This is a genomic window from Streptomyces venetus, from assembly GCF_039540295.1.
GTDB lineage: Bacteria > Actinomycetota > Actinomycetes > Streptomycetales > Streptomycetaceae > Streptomyces > Streptomyces venetus.
Genome location: NZ_BAABET010000014.1, coordinates 91,848 through 110,452, shown reverse-complemented (window position 1 = coordinate 110,452; position 18,605 = coordinate 91,848). Strand labels below are relative to the sequence as shown.

18 protein-coding genes are annotated in these 18,605 nt (G+C 72.8%); 13 read left to right on the top strand and 5 right to left on the bottom strand.

Annotation, left to right across the window (positions count from 1 at the left end):
- Positions 1–44 precede the first annotated feature (44 nt).
- From ABEA82_RS35410 to mug, 6 genes are all read left to right on the top strand, one after another.
- On the top strand, positions 45–935 hold the full coding sequence (locus ABEA82_RS35410) for an MBL fold metallo-hydrolase (protein WP_345665855.1): 891 nt from the start codon (positions 45–47) through the stop codon (positions 933–935).
- A 155-nt stretch (positions 936–1,090) separates the two neighbouring features.
- Positions 1,091–2,431 (top strand): hemolysin family protein, encoded by a 1,341-nt coding sequence (locus tag ABEA82_RS35405; protein WP_345665854.1) that lies wholly within the window; start codon positions 1,091–1,093, stop codon positions 2,429–2,431.
- On the top strand, positions 2,428–3,441 hold the full coding sequence (locus ABEA82_RS35400; RefSeq protein ID WP_345665853.1) for a hemolysin family protein: 1,014 nt from the start codon (positions 2,428–2,430) through the stop codon (positions 3,439–3,441). Before ABEA82_RS35405 ends, ABEA82_RS35400 begins: the two co-directional genes overlap by 4 nt.
- Before the next feature lie 63 nt (positions 3,442–3,504).
- Complete coding sequence (locus ABEA82_RS35395) at positions 3,505–4,278, top strand: SGNH/GDSL hydrolase family protein (RefSeq protein WP_345665852.1); 774 nt, start codon at positions 3,505–3,507, stop codon at positions 4,276–4,278.
- Between the two features lie 85 nt (positions 4,279–4,363).
- The gene (gene purB, locus ABEA82_RS35390; protein ID WP_345665851.1) at positions 4,364–5,806 is read left to right on the top strand and encodes an adenylosuccinate lyase; all 1,443 of its coding nucleotides are present in this window, start codon (positions 4,364–4,366) and stop codon (positions 5,804–5,806) included.
- A 13-nt stretch (positions 5,807–5,819) separates the two neighbouring features.
- Positions 5,820–6,365 (top strand): G/U mismatch-specific DNA glycosylase, encoded by a 546-nt coding sequence (gene mug / locus ABEA82_RS35385; RefSeq protein ID WP_345665850.1) that lies wholly within the window; start codon positions 5,820–5,822, stop codon positions 6,363–6,365.
- A gap of 4 nt (positions 6,366–6,369) precedes the next feature.
- Here mug and ABEA82_RS35380 read toward each other — a convergent pair whose 3' ends face one another.
- From ABEA82_RS35380 to ABEA82_RS35370, 3 genes are read right to left on the bottom strand one after another with little or no spacing between them, the layout of a single operon-like run.
- A complete protein-coding gene (locus tag ABEA82_RS35380; protein WP_345665849.1) occupies positions 6,370–6,801 on the bottom strand; it encodes a hypothetical protein in 432 nt (143 codons plus the stop codon).
- Between the two features lie 57 nt (positions 6,802–6,858).
- Positions 6,859–7,587, bottom strand: a complete 729-nt coding sequence (locus tag ABEA82_RS35375; RefSeq protein WP_345665848.1) for an ABC transporter permease — start codon at positions 7,585–7,587, stop codon at positions 6,859–6,861.
- Positions 7,588–7,589: 2 nt separating this feature from the next.
- The gene (locus ABEA82_RS35370) at positions 7,590–8,510 is read right to left on the bottom strand and encodes an ABC transporter ATP-binding protein (RefSeq protein WP_345665847.1); all 921 of its coding nucleotides are present in this window, start codon (positions 8,508–8,510) and stop codon (positions 7,590–7,592) included.
- A 108-nt stretch (positions 8,511–8,618) separates the two neighbouring features.
- On the opposite strand from ABEA82_RS35370, the gene ABEA82_RS35365 reads away from it, so the two are divergent.
- From ABEA82_RS35365 to ABEA82_RS35355, 3 genes are all read left to right on the top strand, one after another.
- The gene (locus tag ABEA82_RS35365; protein ID WP_345665846.1) at positions 8,619–9,788 is read left to right on the top strand and encodes a sensor histidine kinase; all 1,170 of its coding nucleotides are present in this window, start codon (positions 8,619–8,621) and stop codon (positions 9,786–9,788) included.
- A gap of 14 nt (positions 9,789–9,802) precedes the next feature.
- The gene (locus ABEA82_RS35360) at positions 9,803–10,465 is read left to right on the top strand and encodes a response regulator transcription factor (RefSeq protein WP_345665845.1); all 663 of its coding nucleotides are present in this window, start codon (positions 9,803–9,805) and stop codon (positions 10,463–10,465) included.
- Positions 10,466–10,587: 122 nt separating this feature from the next.
- A complete protein-coding gene (locus tag ABEA82_RS35355) occupies positions 10,588–11,745 on the top strand; it encodes an ROK family transcriptional regulator (RefSeq protein ID WP_345665844.1) in 1,158 nt (385 codons plus the stop codon).
- Between the two features lie 112 nt (positions 11,746–11,857).
- Here ABEA82_RS35355 and ABEA82_RS35350 read toward each other — a convergent pair whose 3' ends face one another.
- Positions 11,858–12,619, bottom strand: coding sequence for a GntR family transcriptional regulator (locus ABEA82_RS35350; protein ID WP_345665843.1), 762 nt, complete (start codon positions 12,617–12,619; stop codon positions 11,858–11,860).
- Positions 12,620–12,800: 181 nt separating this feature from the next.
- Positions 12,801–13,685, bottom strand: a complete 885-nt coding sequence (locus ABEA82_RS35345; RefSeq protein ID WP_345665842.1) for an RNA polymerase sigma-70 factor — start codon at positions 13,683–13,685, stop codon at positions 12,801–12,803.
- Positions 13,686–13,795: 110 nt separating this feature from the next.
- On the opposite strand from ABEA82_RS35345, the gene ABEA82_RS35340 reads away from it, so the two are divergent.
- The 4 genes from ABEA82_RS35340 to ABEA82_RS35325 all read left to right on the top strand — a co-directional run bounded on the left by ABEA82_RS35340 (position 13,796) and on the right by ABEA82_RS35325 (position 18,577).
- Positions 13,796–14,449: an NADPH-dependent F420 reductase gene (locus tag ABEA82_RS35340; protein WP_345665841.1), complete on the top strand. Its 654-nt coding sequence runs from the start codon at positions 13,796–13,798 to the stop codon at positions 14,447–14,449.
- A 109-nt stretch (positions 14,450–14,558) separates the two neighbouring features.
- A complete protein-coding gene (locus ABEA82_RS35335; protein WP_345665840.1) occupies positions 14,559–15,389 on the top strand; it encodes an alpha/beta fold hydrolase in 831 nt (276 codons plus the stop codon).
- Between the two features lie 65 nt (positions 15,390–15,454).
- Complete coding sequence (gene pdxR, locus ABEA82_RS35330) at positions 15,455–16,876, top strand: MocR-like pyridoxine biosynthesis transcription factor PdxR (protein WP_345665839.1); 1,422 nt, start codon at positions 15,455–15,457, stop codon at positions 16,874–16,876.
- 138 nt (positions 16,877–17,014) lie between these two features.
- Positions 17,015–18,577 carry an alkaline phosphatase D family protein gene (locus ABEA82_RS35325; protein WP_345665838.1) on the top strand — a complete coding sequence of 521 codons (1,563 nt, stop codon included), beginning with the start codon at positions 17,015–17,017 and terminating at the stop codon, positions 18,575–18,577.
- The last annotated feature ends 28 nt before the right edge of the window (positions 18,578–18,605 follow it).

The window sequence follows — 18,605 nt, the reverse complement described above, 5'->3', positions numbered from 1 at the left end:
CTTAACGCAAACAGATTGCTTTAATGACGGTCGAAGGAGCTCCCATGACCACACCCGCCTCCTGGACCGTGGGCGACGTCACGGTCCACCGGGTCGACGAGATCCTGCTGCCTCGCGCCACCGGGCCCTGGCTTCTGCCCGACGCCACACCGGACGTCGTCGCGGGGCAAGCCTGGCTGCGCCCCGACTTCGCCGACGACGAGAACATCCTGCGCATCGACAGCCACAGCTTCGCGTTCACCGTCGACGGGCTGAGGGTCCTGGTGGACACCGGGATCGGCAACGGCAAGGAGCGGGCCAACCCCGCCTGGCACCGGCTCGACACCGACTTCCCGCAGCGCCTCACCGCCGCCGGGCACTCCCCGGACTCGGTCGACCTGGTGCTCCTCACCCACCTGCACGCCGACCACGTCGGCTGGAACACCCGGGAGGCGGACGGCGAGTGGGTCCCCACCTTCCCGAACGCCCGATACCTGACCTCCCGCACCGAGCGGGAGTTCTGGGCCGGGTACGCCATGGACGAGGCGCGCCGGCAGATGTTCCGCGACTCCGTGATCCCGGTGGAGGAGGCGGGACTGCTCGACCTCGTGGACGTTCCCGCCGAGGGCGTCGAGGTCGCTCCGGGCCTGCGCCTGCTCCCGACGCCCGGTCACACGCCCGGCCACATCGCCGTCGAGCTGACCAGCCGCGGGCGGACGGCGCTGATCACCGGCGACTGCGTCCACCACCCCGTACAGCTCGCCCACCCGGGCATCGGCGCCTGCGTGGACATCGACCCCGGCCGGTCCGAGGTCACACGCCGCGAGCTGCTCGGCTCGCTCGCCGGTACGGACACCCTTCTCCTGGGCACCCATTTCGCACCGCCCACCGCGGGCCGCGTCGTCCCTCACCAGGGTGCGTACCGGCTGTCCCCCGTCCCCGCCGACTCCGCGTGAGTCCCACCCCGCAGGACTTTGCCCATCCTTTACTCTTGGATGGCCACTCGGTTCTGCATGAAAGGTTGTGAGCGTCCGCCCATGGGCGAGCCTCCCCGTGCGCGACATCGCGCGTTCCGCCCCGTCCTGGAGAAGCATGGAACGGGGGTGAACCGATGACCGAAGTGCTCCTGCTCCTGGCGGCGATCCTGCTCTCACTCGCCTGCGGAGCCTTCGTGGCGGCCGAGTTCTCGCTCACCACGGTCGAGCGCGCGGAGCTGGAGCAGGCGGTCCAGCGCGGCGAGCGAGGCGCGCAGGGCGCCCTGAAGGCCGTACGGAACCTGACGTTCCAGCTCTCCGGGGCACAGCTCGGCATCACGGTCACGAACCTGGTCGTCGGCATGCTCGCCGAACCGTCGATCGCCGCGCTGATCGCCGGGCCGCTGGAGGACGCCGGAGTCTCCCGCTCGGCCTCGCACAGTCTCGCGCTGGTGCTCGGCACCGCCCTGTCGACGGTGTTCCTGATGGTCGTCGGGGAACTGGTGCCCAAGAACTGGGCGATCTCCTCGCCGCTGACCGTCGCCAAGACCGTGGGCAACGCCCAGCGCTGGTTCAGCGCCGCGTTCCGGCCCTTCATCACCCACCTGAACAACACGGCGAACCGGGTCGTGCGCCGGATCGGCGTGGAACCGGCCGAGGAGCTGGCCTCGGCGCGCGGTCCGCAGGAGCTGGCGGCGCTCGCCCGGCACTCCGCCAAGGAGGGCGCCCTGGAGGCCGACACCGCCGAGCTGTTCGTGCGGACCCTGAACCTCGCCGACCTCACCGCGGAGAACGTCATGACGCCCCGGGTCCAGGTCGTCGCCCTGGAGGTGCAGGCGACCCTGGAGGACGTGGCCAACGCGACCCGGGCCACCGGCCTGTCCCGGTTCCCGGTCTACCGCGGCACCCTCGACTCGGTGGTAGGAACCGCGCACGTCAAGGACGTCCTCGCGGTACCCGCGGAGCGCCGGACCAGGATCTACGTCTCCGAGCTGATGCGCGAACCCCTGCTGGTCCCGGAGACGCTCACGGTCGACCGGCTCCTGGATCGGCTCTCCGGCAAGCGCACCATGGCCGTGGTGATCGACGAGTACGGCGGCACCGCCGGTGTCGCCACCCTGGAGGACATCGTCGAGGAGGTCGTCGGCGAGGTGCGCGACGAGCACGATCCGCACGAGCTGCCGGACCTCGCCCCGGCCGGCACGGACGAGTCCGGCCACGCCCTGTACGACGCGGACGGCTCCGCGCGCGTGGACCATCTGGAGCGCATCGGGCTGCGCGCGCCGGAGGGGCCGTACGAGACGCTCGCCGGGCTGGTGGCGACGGTGCTCGGCCGGATACCGGCCGTCGGCGACACCCTCGAGGTCGCGGGCTGGCGGATGGAGGTCCTGGACGCGACCGGGCGCCGGGCGGCCCGCGTCCGGCTGCGCGCGCCCCTCGACGACGAGAAGCCCGACGAGAAGGAGGTGGAGCTGTGACCGCCGTCCAGCTGCTGATCGGTCTGGCGACGCTTGTCGTGAACGCCTTCTTCGTCGGCGCCGAGTTCGCGCTGATCTCCGTACGCCGCAGCCAGATCGAGCCCCACGCCGACCAGGGCGACCGGCGCGCCAAGAGCGTGCTGTGGGGGCTGGAGCACGTGTCCGCGCTGATGGCGGCGGCCCAGCTCGGCATCACGCTGTGCACGCTGGTGCTGGGTGTGGTCGCCGAGCCGGCGATCGCGCATCTGCTGGAGCCGGTGTTCCACGCGGTGGGTGTGCCCGAGGGCGCGGGGCACGCGGTGTCCTTCGTGATCGCGCTGGCCCTGGCGACGTATCTGCACATGCTGCTCGGCGAGATGGTGCCGAAGAACATCGCGCTCGCGGAGCCGGTACGCAGCGCGCTGGCGCTCGGCCCGCCCCTGGTGGCGCTGTCCCGGGCGCTGCGCCCGGTGATCTTCACGGTGAACACCTTCGCCAACACACTGCTGAAGCTGCTGCGGGTGGAGGCCCGCGAGGAGGTCGCCGCCTCCTACTCGGACGCGGAGATAGCGCAGATCGTGAAGGACTCCAGCGAGGCCGGTCTCATCGACGACCGCGCCCAGGAGCGGCTGCACGACGCGCTGGAACTGGGCCGCCGCCCCGTGCGCGACGTGGTGCTGCCGCTGGAACGCGTGGTGTACGCGCGCGTGGGCGTCACTCCGGAGGAGCTGGAGCGGCTGTCGGCGGAGTCCGGGTTCTCCCGCTTCCCGGTGGTGGACGAGGGCCGGCGGATCGTCGGCTACCTGCACGTGAAGGACGCCCTGGACGCCGCCGGGCGGGATACGCCGTTCCGGTTGCGCGACATGCGGCCCATCGCCCGGGTGCGGGAGCACACGCCGCTCGACGACGTCCTCACGGCGATGCGGGGCAGCCGTACGCACCTCGCGGCCGTGCTCGGCGCGGACGGGCGGCTGGCCGGTCTGGTGACCATGGAGGACGTGCTGCGGGAGCTGTTCGGCCGGAGGACGTGAGAACCGGGGTCGGCGGGACTGACCGACTGCTGGGTATGTGCACGGGATACTATTTCCGTCGCCATGCAGACGAATCCCACCTACAGCAGCCTGGTCGCGGTCGGCGACTCCTTCACCGAGGGCATGTCGGACCTGCTGCCCGACGGCACCTACCGAGGCTGGGCCGACCTGCTCGCCGCGCGGATGGCGGCCCGCACGCCCGGCTTCCGGTACGCCAACCTCGCGGTGCGCGGCAAGCTGATCCAGCAGATCGTCGACGAGCAGGTGGACGTGGCCGCGGCCATGCGGGCCGACGTCGTCACCCTGGTCGGCGGGCTCAACGACACGCTGCGCCCCAAGTGCGACATGGGCAGGGTGCGCGCGCTCCTGGAAGAGGCCGTGGAGAAGCTGGCCCCTTCGTGCGAACGGCTCGTGCTGATGCGCAGCCCGGGCCGGCAGGGGCCGGTCCTGGAGCGGTTCCGGCCGCGTATGGAGGAGCTGTTCGCCTGTGTCGACGAGCTGGCCGCGCGGCACGGCGCGCTCGTCGTCGACCTCTACGGCGCGCCCTCGCTCAGCGACCCGCGGCTGTGGGACGTGGACCGGCTGCACCTGACGGCGGAGGGCCACCGCCGGGTCGCGGAGGCGGTGTGGCAGGCGCTCGGCCACGAGCCCGAGGACGCCGAGTGGCACACACCGATGCCGGCGACGCTGCCGCCCGGCTGGGTCGAGCGGCGCGTGGCGGACGCGCGGTTCGCCCGGCAGCACCTGCTGCCGTGGATAGGCCGCCGTCTGACGGGCCGCTCCTCGGGCGACGGACTGCCGCCGAAACGGCCCGAGCTGCTGCCGTACGAGCTGTAGGGCCCGGTGCCCGAGCACCTCTCGTAGGTTCCGACGAAAAGGCCGGTGCGCTGGCCTGCACGAATCGCCAGTAGAATCCGTCCACGTGACTTCTGCGCCCGCCAAGCCCCGCATCCCGAACGTCCTCGCCGGACGCTACGCCTCCGCCGAGCTCGCCACGCTCTGGTCGCCCGAGCAGAAGGTGAAGCTGGAGCGGCAGCTCTGGCTCGCCGTGCTGCGGGCCCAGAAGGACCTCGGGATCGAGGTGCCGGACGCGGCGCTCGCCGACTACGAGCGCGTCCTCGACACCGTCGACCTGGCCTCCATCGCCGAGCGTGAGAAGGTCACGCGGCACGACGTGAAGGCGCGGATCGAGGAGTTCAACGACCTCGCCGGGCACGAGCACGTGCACAAGGGCATGACCTCCCGCGACCTCACCGAGAACGTCGAGCAGCTCCAGATCCGGCTCTCGCTGGAGCTGGTGCGCGACCGCACGGTGGCCGTGCTGGCGCGGCTGGGCAAGCTCGCCGGCGAGTACGGCGAGCTGGTCATGGCCGGCCGTTCGCACAACGTGGCCGCGCAGGCCACCACCCTCGGCAAGCGCTTCGCCACCGGCGCCGACGAGCTGCTCGTCGCGTTCGGCCGTGTCGAGGAGCTGCTGGGCCGCTACCCGCTGCGCGGCATCAAGGGCCCGGTCGGCACCGCGCAGGACATGCTGGACCTGCTGGGCGGGGACGCCGCGAAGCTCGCGGAGCTGGAGCAGCGGATCGCCGGGCACCTGGGCTTCTCGCAGGCGTTCACCTCGGTCGGGCAGGTCTACCCGCGCTCGCTGGACTACGAGGTCGTGACGACGCTGGTGCAGCTGGCGGCGGCGCCGTCGTCGCTGGCGAAGACGATCCGGCTGATGGCCGGGCACGAGCTGGTCACCGAGGGCTTCAAGCCGGGCCAGGTCGGCTCCTCCGCGATGCCGCACAAGATGAACACCCGCTCCTGCGAGCGCGTCAACGGCCTGATGGTGATCCTGCGCGGCTACGCCTCGATGACCGGCGAGCTGGCGGGTGACCAGTGGAACGAGGGCGACGTGTCCTGCTCGGTGGTGCGCCGGGTCGCGCTGCCGGACGCGTTCTTCGCGCTGGACGGTCTGCTGGAGACGTTCCTGACGGTGCTCGACGAGTTCGGCGCGTTCCCGGCGGTCGTGGCGCGTGAACTGGACCGGTACCTGCCGTTCCTCGCCACCACCAAGGTGCTGATGGGCGCGGTGCGCGCGGGTGTGGGCCGGGAGCTGGCGCACGAGGCGATCAAGGAGAACGCCGTCGCCTCCGCGCTCGCGATGCGCGAGCAGGGCGCCGAGCGCAACGAGCTGCTCGACAAGCTCGCCGCCGACGCGCGTCTCCCCCTCGACCGGGCCGAACTGGACGCCCTGATGGCCGACAAGCTGTCCTTCACGGGGGCCGCGGGCGATCAGGTCGCCACCGTCGTCGCCCGCGTCGAGGAGGTCGTGAAGCAGCACCCCCGGGCCGCGGGCTACACGCCCGGGGCGATCCTCTGACGCGCCGCTCACGATGGCGCGCTTCACGCCCGAGGAACTGGAGGCCGCCCGTGACCGCGTCGTGCCCGACGTGGTCGCGGACGGTCTGCGGGTGCTGTTCTGCGGGATAAATCCCGGTCTGATGACGGCCGCGACGGGCCATCACTTCGCCCGCCCCGGCAACCGCTTCTGGCCGGTGCTGCACCGGTCCGGCTTCACCCCCAGGCTGCTGAAGCCGGCGGAGCAGCGGGAGTTGCTCTCGTACGGGCTCGGCATCACCAACGTCGTGGCCCGGCCGACCGCGCGGGCCGACGAGCTGAGTCCCGAGGAGTACCGGGAGGGCGGGCGGCTGCTCGCCCTGAAGGTGGAGCGGCTGCGGCCGCGCATGCTCGCCGTGGTGGGGGTGACCGCCTACCGCGCGGCGTTCGACGACCGCAAGGCCCAGGTGGGACCGCAGCCGCGGACCATCGGGGACACGCGGGTGTGGGTGCTGCCCAACCCGAGCGGGCTGAACGCGCACTGGACGGCCGAGACCATGGCCGAGGAGTTCCGGCGCCTGCGGGAGGCCGCGGAGGCCTGACCGGTCACGGCGGGTCGGTCTCCGTGACCACGGCGAGCAGCCGCACGTCCTGGGAGGGGTCCCGGTCCGCGACCGCCACGGCGACCCAGCGGCCGGTGCCCTCCACCTCCCACACATACGCCACGCCGGCCCACGCGCTCAGCTCGGCCCACGGCCGCGGTATCTCCTCCCGGTCGGTACGCAGCAGGACGGTCTGCAGGTTGCACGGGTCCGTGTCGCCCCAGCGCGAGGCGAGCAGTTCGTAGACGGCGTCCCGGTCCTTCTCGAACTGGTCGACCGTCACCGCCCGGGTGGCGGGGTCGCCGTCGGCCGCGCTCCCTAACACCGCGACGTGGTAGCCGGGGCCCGAGGTGCCGACGTCCGACGGGCCGTGTTCCGCCGGAAAGGGGCGGAAGCACAGCTCGTCGACGAGGGCGATGTGCTGCGCGATGTTCATGAGGTCCAGTAAACCCGCCGCCACTGACACTTGGCGGGGCATCACCCCTGTTATCGGTCAGGCGTCCCGCCGACGCAGGCTCCACGCGCCCGCCAGCAGTGCGGCCACCGTCCAGAGCGCGGTCACCGCGAGCCCCGACCACGGCCCGAGGGACGATCCCTCGTACGTCCCCCGGATGACCAACTGGCCCGCCTTGTCGGGCAGGAAGTCGGCGACCGTGCCCGTCGCGTCGCCGATCACGAACGACACGACGAGGATGAACGGGATCAGCAGCGACAGGGTGGCCGTGCCGCTGCGCAGCAGGGCGGCGAGCCCGGCGGCGAACAGGGCCATCAGCATGAGGTAGACGCCGCAGCCCATGACACCACGGACCTGCTCGCCGACGGTGAGCCCGTCCGCCGCCGGACCGAGCACCGCGCGTGCGACCAACAGGGCGGCGAGGGCGGTCGCCCACCCCACCAGAAGGGTCGGTACGGCGATGACGGCCGCCTTGGCCGCGAACCAGCGGCCGCGTCGCGGCACCGCGGCCAGTGAGAGCCGGAGCGCGCCCGACCGGAACTCCGAGGACACGGTCATGGCCCCGAAGGAGACGGCGGCGATCTGGCCGGGAACGACACCGGACAGGGCCATGAACAGCGGGTCGAAGCCGGGGTCCGAGGTGTCGGAGACACCGGCGATCGCGGAGAACGCCGTGGTCGCGGCGAAAAGGGCGAGCAGCGTTCCGGGGAGGGAGCGCAGCGTGCGGATCTTCAGCCACTCGGAGCGGAGGACGGGGGTGAGTTCCATGGTCATGCCTCCTGCGGCTGGGCGGTGAACTCGGCTTCGGCCGAGGTGAGGTCGAAGTAGGCCTGTTCCAAGGTGCCCTCCTCGGCCGCGAGTTCCAGGACCGGCACACCCGCGGCGGAGGTGAGGCGGCCGATGTCGTCCACGCGCGCGTGGTCCACGGTCCAGTGCCCGTCCGCGTGTTCCACGGCCTGGTGGCCGTGTTCGGCGAGGGCGCTCTCGAGCGCCACGGGGTCGGTCGTGCGGATCCGTACCCGGGGTCGCACGCGTGCGTGGATGAACTCGCGCATCGGGGTGTCGGCCAGGAGCCGGCCCCGGCCGAGGACGACGAGCTGGTCCGCGAAGGACGCGGTCTCGTTCATCAGATGACTGGAGACCAGGACCGTGCGCCCCTCCCCCGCGAGCCGGCGCAGCAACTGCCGGATCCACACGATGCCTTCCGGGTCGAGGCCGTTGGACGGCTCGTCCAGAATCACCACCTCGGGATCGCCCAGCAGGGCGGCCGCGATGCCGAGTCGCTGGCGCATGCCCAGGGAGTACGTCCGCACCCGGCGCCGGGCCACCGAGGCCAGGCCGGTCTCCTCCAGCACCTCGTCCACCCGGCGGTCGGGGATGCGGTTGCTCACCGCCAGGACACGGAGGTGGTCGCGGGCGGTGCGGGAGCCGTGCGCGGCCTGCGCGTCGAGCAGGGCGCCGACGTGGCGCAGGGGTTCGCCCAGGGTCGGGTAGGCGCGACCGCCGATCGTGGCGGAACCGGCGGTCGGCCGGTCGAGGCCGAGCACCAGCCGCATGGTGGTGGACTTCCCGGCTCCGTTGGGGCCGAGGAAGCCGGTGACGCGGCCGGGCAGGACACGGAAGGTGAGGCCGTCCACGGCTCGTGCGGTGCCGTACTCCTTGGTGAGGTCCTGGACTTCGATGCTGGTCATGGGAGCAGCGTGGCGCTTCGCCGGGGGTGCGGGCCTCCCCCGGCGGTGGAGATCCTCTCCCCCGTGCGGGGGAGGTCCGTTGTCAGTGGCGGCTGGCACGATGGCGCGATGGTCCGCATGCTGCGCCCGCTCACGCGGGCGGTGACGTACAAGCGGTGGCTGCACATGGTGGTGGCCATCGTGTGGCCGTCGCTGTGGATCTTCATCCAGGAGGCGTGGTGGACCCAGGTCACGGCCGCCGTGCTGCTCGGGCTCGCGGGTCTCGTGCCCATCACGCGGGTCGTGGAGGGGTTCCAGGCCAGGCTGCTGCTCATCGATCACCGGCAGGAGGGTGAGAGCGCGGAGATCGTTACCACCCCGTCGGTCACGTGGGGAGACCGCGGGCGGACGGTGGTGTGGCTGGAGGCGCGGCTCGTCTTCGGCTGGACCGTGGCCCACCTCTCCCTCCAGTTGCCCCTCTTCGCGATCGACTTGCTGACGACCGGGCTCGGTCTCGGGCCCTGGGCCGATGGATTCGTGACCGTCGAGGAGAACCGCTGGTGGCACGCCGTGGTCGCACCCGTGCCGTTGATTCTGTGCCCCGTCGTCGTGGTGGGGTCGGGCCACCTCATCACCGCGCTGGCCAAGCGGCTTCTCGGGCCGTCGCCCGCCGAGCGGATGGCGGCGCTGGAGGAGCGCACCGAACAGCTGCTGGAACGCACGCGCATCGCCCGCGAGTTGCACGACTCCATCGGGCACGCGCTCACGGTCGCCGTGGTGCAGGCGGGCGCCGCACGGGCGGCCGGTGACCCGGAGTTCACGGACCGGGCGCTGGTCGCCATCGAGGAGACCGGCCGGGCCGCGCTGGAGGACCTGGAGCGGGTGCTGGGCGTTCTGCGTGAATCGCAGAAGCCGGTGAGCGGCAGACCGACCCTGGCGGACGCGGACCGGCTGCTGGAGTCCGCGCGGGCCTCCGGAGCGAAGGTCGAGGCCGAGGTGACCGGGCCCGTGGACACCGTGCCGGGTCCGGTGTCCCGGGAGGGCTACCGGATCCTCCAGGAGGCGCTGACCAATGTGCTGCGGCACGCGGGAGCGGTTCCGGCACAGGTACGCGTCCAGGTCACCGGCGACACCCTCGTCCTCGCGATCCGCAACCCGCTGACCTCGCCGATACCCGGCCCCGGACGCGGCAGCGGCCTGCGCGGCATACGCGAGCGCGCGGCCCTGCTCGGCGGACGCGCCCGGACCGGCCCCGACGAAGGCGACTGGCAGGTCCATGTCGAGCTGCCGCTGAGTTGATCTAGGCTGGCCGGATGCCGGTCACCGTTCTCCTCGTCGACGACGAACCCCTGGTACGCGCGGGTCTGCGGGCCGTGCTGGAGGCGCAGCCCGACATCGAGGTCGTCGGGGAGGCCGCGGACGGGGCGGCGGTGATCCCGCTCGTGCGTCAGCTGCGGCCGGACGTGGTCGCCATGGACGTACGGATGCCGCTGCTGGACGGTATCGAGGCCACCCGGGCGTTGCTGCGGACGGTCGACGATCCGCCGCGGATCCTCGTGGTGACGACCTTCGAGAACGACGAGTACGTGTACGAGGCGCTGCGGGCGGGGGCCGACGGGTTTCTGCTGAAGAGGGCCCGGCCGGCCGAGATCGTGCACGCGGTGCGGCTGATCGCCGAGGGCGATTCGCTGCTGTTCCCCGCCTCGGTGCGGCAGCTCGCCGCCGAGTACGGGGACGAGGGCGGGAACCGGGCCGCGCGGGCGGCGATGGAGCGGGCGCAGCTGACCGAGCGGGAGGCCGAGGTGCTGCGGCTGATGGCGCGGGGGCTGTCGAACGCGGAGATCGCCGCCCGGCTGGTCGTCGGGACGGAAACGGTCAAGTCGCATGTGAGCGCCGTGCTGGCGAAGCTGGGAGCGCGGGATCGGACCCAGGCGGTGATCGCGGCGTACGAGTCCGGGTTCGTGGCACCGGGGTGACCGGCGGGCCGGGTGCCTGCTCCTCGCCGGGCTGACCGGCGGGCCGGGTGCCTGCCCCTCGCCGGGGCCCGGCCCGCCGAGTACGATCCGGCCAACACGCGCACGAGCTGGGAGGACGGACGGTGGGGCGGCTGACCGGCGGGGATCCCTCGCTGCTGCGAAGGATCAACTCCGCGGTGGTGCTGCACGCGCTGCGTGCCACGGACTGCGCCACGCTGACCGAGATCACCCGGGTGACGGGGCTGTCCCGGCCGACCGTCGAGGGCGTGGTCGAGGGACTCATCGAGGCCGGGCTCGTCGTCGAGAAGGCGGCCGAGGAGGGCGCCGCGCGGCGGCAGGGGCGGCCGGCGCGGCGGTTCCGGTTCCGTGCGGAGGCGGGGCATCTGCTGGGGCTGGAGATCGGGGCACACCGGGTGGCCGCGCTCCTGGCGGACCTGGACGGGCGGCTGATCGGCTCCCAGGCCAAGGAGGTGGCCGAGACGGCCGGGGCCGACGAGCGCCTGGAACGGCTGCGCGGGGTCGTCGCCGAGCTGCTGCGCCGGGCCGGTGTCGCCCGCGGCTCGCTGCGGGCGGTGGGTGTGGCGACACCGGGGATCGTCGAGGCGGACGGCACGGTACGGCTGGGCACGGCGCTTCCGGGGTGGACGGGGCTGCGGCTGGGCGAGCGGCTGAGCCGGTCCTTCAAGTGCCCGGTGCTGGTCGAGAACGACGCGAACGCGGCGGCGGTCGCCGAGCACTGGAAGGGAGCGGCCGCCGAGTCGGAGGACGTGGTGTTCGTGCTGGCGGGGCTCAGTCCCGGCGCCGGTGCGCTGATCGGGGGCCGGCTGCACCGGGGCTACGGCGGGGCGGCCGGCGAGATCGGCGCGCTGCACCTGCTGGGCCGGGAGGTGACGCCCGAGACGCTCCTGTCCACCACGGACGAGCCCCTCCACCCGCTGGACGAGCAGGCGGTGGCCGAGGTCTTCGCACAGGCCCGGGAGGGCGACCGGCGGGCCCGCGCGGCCGTGGACCGCTTCCTCCAGCGCCTGGTCCACGACGTGGCGGCCCTCGCCCTGGCCCTCGACCCGGAACTGGTCGTCATCGGCGGCTGGGCCGCGGGCCTGGACGGCGTCCTCGACCCCCTCCGCCACGAACTCGCCCGCTACTGTCTGCGCCCTCCGCAGGTGGCCCTCTCCCGCCTGGGCGACGCGGCGGTGGCGACCGGCGCCCTGCGCCTCGCCCTGGACCACGTGGAGGAACAACTTTTCACTGTGGAGACCGCCACAACGCCCTACCGGTGACGGCCCCCAAGGGGGCGGGGCTGTATCGATGTGCGGCTCCGCCGCGTGGGCGCGACCAGCCACGACGCACGCGCGGCCGACCGCTCACCGCACCCTGCGAACCGACGGACGGTCAGGAAGCCCGCTGCTCAGGCCCGGTGTGAATCTCCACCCCACCCGCGTCACCGAAGGTCAACCGGCACGTGTCAGCGCGATACGTCGCGACCGACAGCGCAGCCGCACGCCCCGCGGACACGAACCGGGTCGTGACGACGAGAACAGGCGCCCCCGGCAGCCGGTCCAGCTCCTTCGCGTCGTCCGCCCCGGCGGAGCCGAGCTCCACCGCGTTCTCCTGCCGCTCCAGCTCCACACGCCGCAACTCCCGCAGCACCGCACGCGCCCGCGCGGCCCCCGAGGGCGCGTCGATCGCGGAGAGCTCGGACACCGACGACTGCGGGACGTACAGCAGCTCGGCGGCCACCGGCCGGCCCTGCGAGACGCGGGAGCGGCGCACGATGTGCACGGACTCGTCGCGGCCGGTCTCCAGCGCGTCGGCGACGGCCGCGGGCGGCACCGCCGCCGTGCAGTCGACCGGCTGCCAGGCGTCCTCGGAACCACCCGGCCAGGTGTGCGGGCCGGCGCCGAGGGAGACGCCCATGCGGGGCGGCGCGACGGTCGTGCCGACACCGCGGCGGCGCTGGAGCCTGCCTTCCAGTTCCAGCTGCTCCAGCGCCTGACGGAGCGTGGCGCGGGCGACGCCGAAACGGGCCGCGAGGTCGCGCTCGTTGGGCAGGATCTCCCCCACCGAGAACTCCGAGTCGAGCGCTTCGCTGAGCACGGTCTTGAGGTGCAAGTACTTCGGTTCCGGCACCGATTCCAGCTGCGTGGTCCCCACCCTGTCCTCCGCAATCGCCGTGGCCGGCGGCTTTTTAACGCCCTTGTTTTTTAAAGGTTGTTTCACTTCTCTGCGACCATAGGTCCGCCCTGATCCTTGGTCAAGACCAATGCCCGGGAACGTTCACGGGACGTTCATCCACCCGGTACGGACGGTGGCGTACGGGCTGCGGTGGCGCCGTCTACGCGGTGGCCAGCGATCCCAGCTTGTCGGGGTTGCGGATGATGTAGACGGCCTGGACGCGGCCGTCGGCGATGTCGAGCTGGAAGACGCTGTCGGGCCTGTCGCCGGACAGGACCAGCACGGCCGGGCCGCCGTTGAGTTCCAGGAAGCGCACGGAGTGGTCCGGGACACCCTTCCGCGCGGCACCGACGAGGAACCGGCCCACCTTGTCGGCGGTCCGCAGCACCCGCAGCGGCGCCCGCGACTTGCCGCCGCTGTCGCCGACGAGACGGACGTCGGGGGCGAGCAGTTCCATCAGTCCGTCGAGGTCGCCCTCCGCCGCGGCGGCGAGGAACCGTTCGGTGAGGTCACGGCGCTGGACGGGGTCGACCTCGTAGCGCGGTCGGCGCTCCTCGACGTGTTTGCGGGCCCGCCCGGCCAGCTGGCGTACCGCCGGCTCGCCGCGGTCGAGCATGGCGGCGATGTCGGCGTACGGGAAGCCGAACGCCTCGCGGAGCACGAACACCGCCCGTTCCAGCGGCGACAGCGACTCCAGCACGACGAGGACGGCGAGCGAGACGGAGTCGGCGAGCACGGCCCGCTCGGCGGTGTCCGGCACGGTGTCGCCGAAGTCGGTGACGTACGGCTCGGGCAGCCAGGGGCCCACGTACGTCTCCCCGCGCGCCTTGATCTGGCGCAGCCGGTCGACGGCGAGGCGGGTGGTGATCCGGACGAGGTAACCACGCGGTTCGCGCACATCGCCGCGGTCTGCGCCCGACCAGCGCAGCCAGGCTTCCTGGACCACGTCCTCCGCGTCGGCCACGCGGCCGAGCATGCGGTAGGCGACGCCCGTCAGGACGGGGCGGTGCGCTTCGAAGACGTCGGTCGCGGTCTCGGTGGTCACGGACTCCATCCCAGCCCACGGGTGCGGCCCTGTCCAGGCGGAATCGCCCGTTGCCGGACAGAATGACCGACAGGGCGCCGGTGATCGGCGGCACAGCACAGGAGGTGGCGATGCGGTACGCGGTTCTGGGCACGGGCCAGGTCGGGCGCACGCTCGGTGGCCGGCTGGTGGAACTGGGGCACGAGGTGCGGCTCGGCTCGCGGACGCGGGACAACCCGGCCGCCGTGGAGTGGGCCGCCTCGGCGGGCGCCGGCGCGGGCGTGGGAACGTTCGCGGAGGCGGCGGCGTTCGGCGAGGTCGTGGTCAACGCGGTCGGCGGGCGGGTGGCGCTCGCGGCACTGGAGGCGGTGAGGCCGGAGGACCTCGACGGGAAGGTCCTCGTGGACGTCTCCAACCCGCTGGCGTTCGAGGAGGGCGAGCTGCGGCTGTCCCCCGTGGAGTCGGACAGCGTCGGTGAGCAGATCCAGCGGGCTTTCCCGAACGCGCGCGTGGTGAAGACACTCAACACCGTCAACTGTCAGGTGATGGTCGACCCCGGGCGGGTGCCGGGCGAGCACAACGTGTTCGTCTGCGGGGAGGACGCGCGCGCCAAGGAACAGGTGACGGCGCTGCTCGGGGAGTTCGGCTGGCCGGCCGACCGGGTGCTCGATCTCGGGGGCATCCGGGCGGCACGCCATGTGGAGATGTGGCTGCCGCTGTGGTTCGGTCTGATGCAGAAGTTCGGGCACGCGGACTTCAACCTGGAGCTGCGCCGGGCCCGTTGAGCCGGGGCGACGGCGGGGAGGTGGCCACGACTCGGGGCTACCCGTCGGTAGTAATTGCTGACAAGCTGTCTACAGCGTCCGTCAGCGAGTTCAGCCGAGGAGCACCCCCATGCCCGCCACCGTCTCCTTCAAGGTCGCCTCCGCGCGAGGCGAGCAGAACGTGACCCTGTCCTACACGCGCGAGGGCAGCGGCGAACCGCTGCTCCTCCTGCACGGCATCGGCCACCACCGGCAGGTGTGGGACCCGGTGATCCCGGCGCTGGCCGCCGAGCGGGACGTGATCGCCGTGGACCTGCCCGGATGCGGCGAGTCGCCGGCGCTTCCGGACGGCATGGCGCACGACCTGCCGACGATGAACACCGTCCTCACGGCACTGTGCGAGGCGCTGGCGATCGAACGGCCGCACGTGGCGGGCAACTCGCTGGGCGGCCTGCTGGCCCTGGAGCTCGCCCGGGCCCGGCTCGTCCGCTCCGTCACCGCCCTGTCGCCCGCCGGGTTCTGGAACGAGGCCGAGCGCCGCTACGCGTTCGCGGTGCTGACGGCGATGCGGCAGATCGCCCGGCGCATGCCGCTGCCCGTGGTCGAACGGCTGGCCCGCCCGGCGATCGGCCGCACCCTGCTGACGAGCACCATCTACGCCCGCCCGGGCCGCCGATCACCCGAGGCCGTGATCGCCGAGACCCTCGCGCTGGCCCGGGCCCAGGGCTTCTCCGAGACCCTTCGCTCCGGCAGGGCCGTGCAGTTCACCGAGGACATCGTCGGCACGCCGGTCACCGTGGCGTGGGGCAACCGGGACCGGCTGCTCATCCCCCGCCAGGGCGTACGGGCCAAGGGCGTCATCCCCGGCGCCCGGCTGGTGCGGCTGCCCGGCTGCGGCCACGTCCCGATGAACGACGACCCGGCCCTGGTCGCCCGGGTCGTCCTCGACGGCAGCCGCTGACCACACCCGTCCGTGGCCCTCGAACCTGCTCCGGGAACGCCCCGCCCGTCGGGCAGACTGACCGCATGAACCGCAACGGTCCCGCGTCCGCCGCCTGGGAACTGCTGCTCCCCGCCGTCTCGGCACCGGCACGCACCCGCGGCCGGGCCCTGCAGACGGCCCTGCGCGAGGCGGTGCGTTCGGGCAGGCTGGCCCCGGGCACGCGGTTGCCGTCGAGCCGGGATCTCGCGACGGACCTGGGGGTGTCGCGCGGGCTCGTCACCCAGGCGTACGAGCAACTGACGGCGGAGGGCTACCTGCGCAGCGGCCAGGGCGCCGGGACGTGGGTGGGCGAGGCGGCACGGTCGGCCCGGCCGCGTGCGCGGGACCTCGCTCCCCGCCTGCCCGGTGCCCGGGCGGACTTCGTGCCCGGGACGCCGGATCTGTCACTGTTCCCGCGCTCGGCGTGGGCGGCAGCGCAGCGCGGTGTACTGGCGGAGCTGCCGCACCAGGAGCTGGGCTACCCCGACCCGCGCGGGCTGCCCCGGCTGCGCACCGCGCTGGCCGAACTGCTCGCCCGGCGACGGGGCGTGGTGGCCGACCCGGAACGGATCGTGATCGTCTCAGGGGTGGCCCAGGCGACGACGCTGCTCGGTTCCGTGCTGCACGCGCGCGGTGTGCGCACGATCGGCGTGGAGGACCCGGGCAGTCCCCAGCACGACGCGCTGTACGCCTCGGCCGGCGTCACCGTCGTACCGGTGCCCGTGGACGGCGAGGGCATCGCCCTGGAGCCGTTGCGGGCGTCGGGCGTCCGGGCCGTGGTGACGACACCGGCGCACCAGTTCCCCACCGGGATCGCCTACTCGGCGCGGCGCCGCGCGGACCTGCTCGACTGGGCGCGGGACGTGGGCGGCATCGTCCTGGAGGACGACTACGACGGCGACTTCCGCTACGACCGTGCCCCGGTCGGCGCGCTCCAGGGCCTCGACCCGGACCACGTCGCCTACACCGGCTCGGTCAGCAAGTCCCTCGCCCCGGGGCTGCGGCTGGGCTGGCTGCTGGTGCCCGAGTCCTGGGCGGAGGAGATCGTCGAACGCAAGCGCACCACGGATCTCGGGCACCCGGCCCTCGACCAGGCCCTGTTCGCCCGCTTCCTGGAGCGCGGCGACTACGACCGCCAACTGCGCCGCTGCCAGCGCGCCTACCGCGAGCGCCGGGACGCGCTCACCACGGCCCTCGACGAGCACTTCCCCGGCTCCGAGGTCTTCGGGATCGCCGCGGGCCTGCACGTGATCGCCACGCTGCCCGAGCGGTACGGCCCCGAGGAACGCTTCCTGGAGCACGTGACAGCGGCCGGAGCGGCGGTACGCCCGCTGTCGGCGTACGCCCACACGCCGGCCGGGACCGCCGACGGGAAGAAGACACGACTGGTCCTGGGCTACGCCCATGTGCCGCCCGCCCGGATCCACGAGGGCATACGCCTGATGGCGGAGGCCGCCACCGGGTGACTCCCCCGGCCGGCGTGCTCCCGCCCGTTCCCCTCGCCCTGCGGTCAGTTGTTCACTTGGGGTTCGCGTGTGCGCTGCGGCGTGCCAGTAGTTGTGGCTGTGCACACCTGGCCGGATCCCGTCCCTGGAGGCGTATCCATGTCACACCGTCCGTTCCCCGGGCGCCGTAGCGTCCTGCGTGGCTCGCTCGTCGCGTCGGCGGCCCTGTCCCTGCCCACCGCGCTCGGCGCGGCGCCGGCCTTCGCGCGGTCGGGACGCCCGAAGGCGGGGTGGGGTGTCCAGGCGGGCGACGTGACCAGTGACTCCGGGCTGGTGTGGGTGCGGTCCGACCGGCCCGCCCGGATGATCGTCGAGACGTCGGCGACCGAGTCGTTCCGCAATCCGCGCAGATGGCACGGCCCGCTGCTGGGCTCGGGCACGGACTTCACCGGCACCACCCGGCTGCGCGGCCTGCCGCCCGGCGAGCAGGTCCACTACCGGGTGCTGCTCGTCGACCCGGACGACCCTCGCCGCACCGGCGAACCGGTCACCGGCACCTTCCGCACGGCGTCCGCCAAGCGCCGCGACGGCGTACGGTTCGTCTGGTCCGGCGACCTGGCCGGGCAAGGCTGGGGCATCAACCCGGAGCTCGGCGGCTACCGGATCTACGACGCGATGGCCGCACTCGACCCGGACTTCTTCCTGTGCAGCGGCGACAACATCTACGCCGACGGCCCGATCACCGAGACCGTCGCCCTCCCCGACGGGCGCACCTGGCGGAACATCACCACCGAGGAGAAGTCGAAGGTCGCCGAGACCCTGACGGAGTTCCGCGGCAACTTCCGCTACAACCTGCTGGACGAGAACCTGCGCGCCTTCAACGCCCGGATCCCGTCGATCATCCAGTGGGACGACCACGAGGTCACCAACAACTGGTACCCGGGCGAGATCCTCACCGACTCCCGGTACACCGAGAAGCGCGTCGACGTGCTCGCCGCCCGCGCCCGGCAGGCGTTCTCGGAGTACTTCCCGATCTCCACGCTGCGCCGCCCCGACGGCCGTGTCCACCGGGTCCAGCACCACGGCCCGCTGCTGGACGTCTTCGTCCTGGACATGCGCACCTACCGCAACGCCAACTCGCCGGACGACCAGCCCGCCGACCCGCAGGGCATCCTCGGCCGCGAGCAGCTGGAGTGGCTCAAGCGTGAGCTGGCCCGCTCCCGGGCGGTGTGGAAGGTGATCGCCTCCGACATGCCGCTCGGCCTGGTCGTCCCGGACGCGCCGAACATCGAGGCCGTCGCGCAGGGCGACCCCGGCAAGCCGCTGGGCCGTGAGCTCCAGATCGCCGAGCTGCTGCGGTTCGTCAAGCACCAGCGCATCACGGGCACGGTGTGGCTCACGGCCGACGTGCACCACACCTCGGCGCAGCACTACCAGCCGTCGCGGGCCGCCTTCACCGACTTCGAGCCGTTCTGGGAGTTCGTGTCGGGTCCGCTGAACGCCGGTGCGTTCCCGGCGAACGCGCTCGACGGCACCTTCGGCCCGGACCGGGTGTTCGTGAAGGCGCCGACCACCCCGAACGTCTCGCCCGCCGGTGGCTACCAGTTCTTCGGCGAGGTGGCCATCGACGGCGGCAGCGGTGAGCTGACGGTCCGTCTGCGGGAACAGGACGGCACCGTGCTGTTCACCAAGGTGCTCCAGCCGGGCCTGGTGGGCCAGTGAGGGACGAAGTACGGTACGGAGCACCACG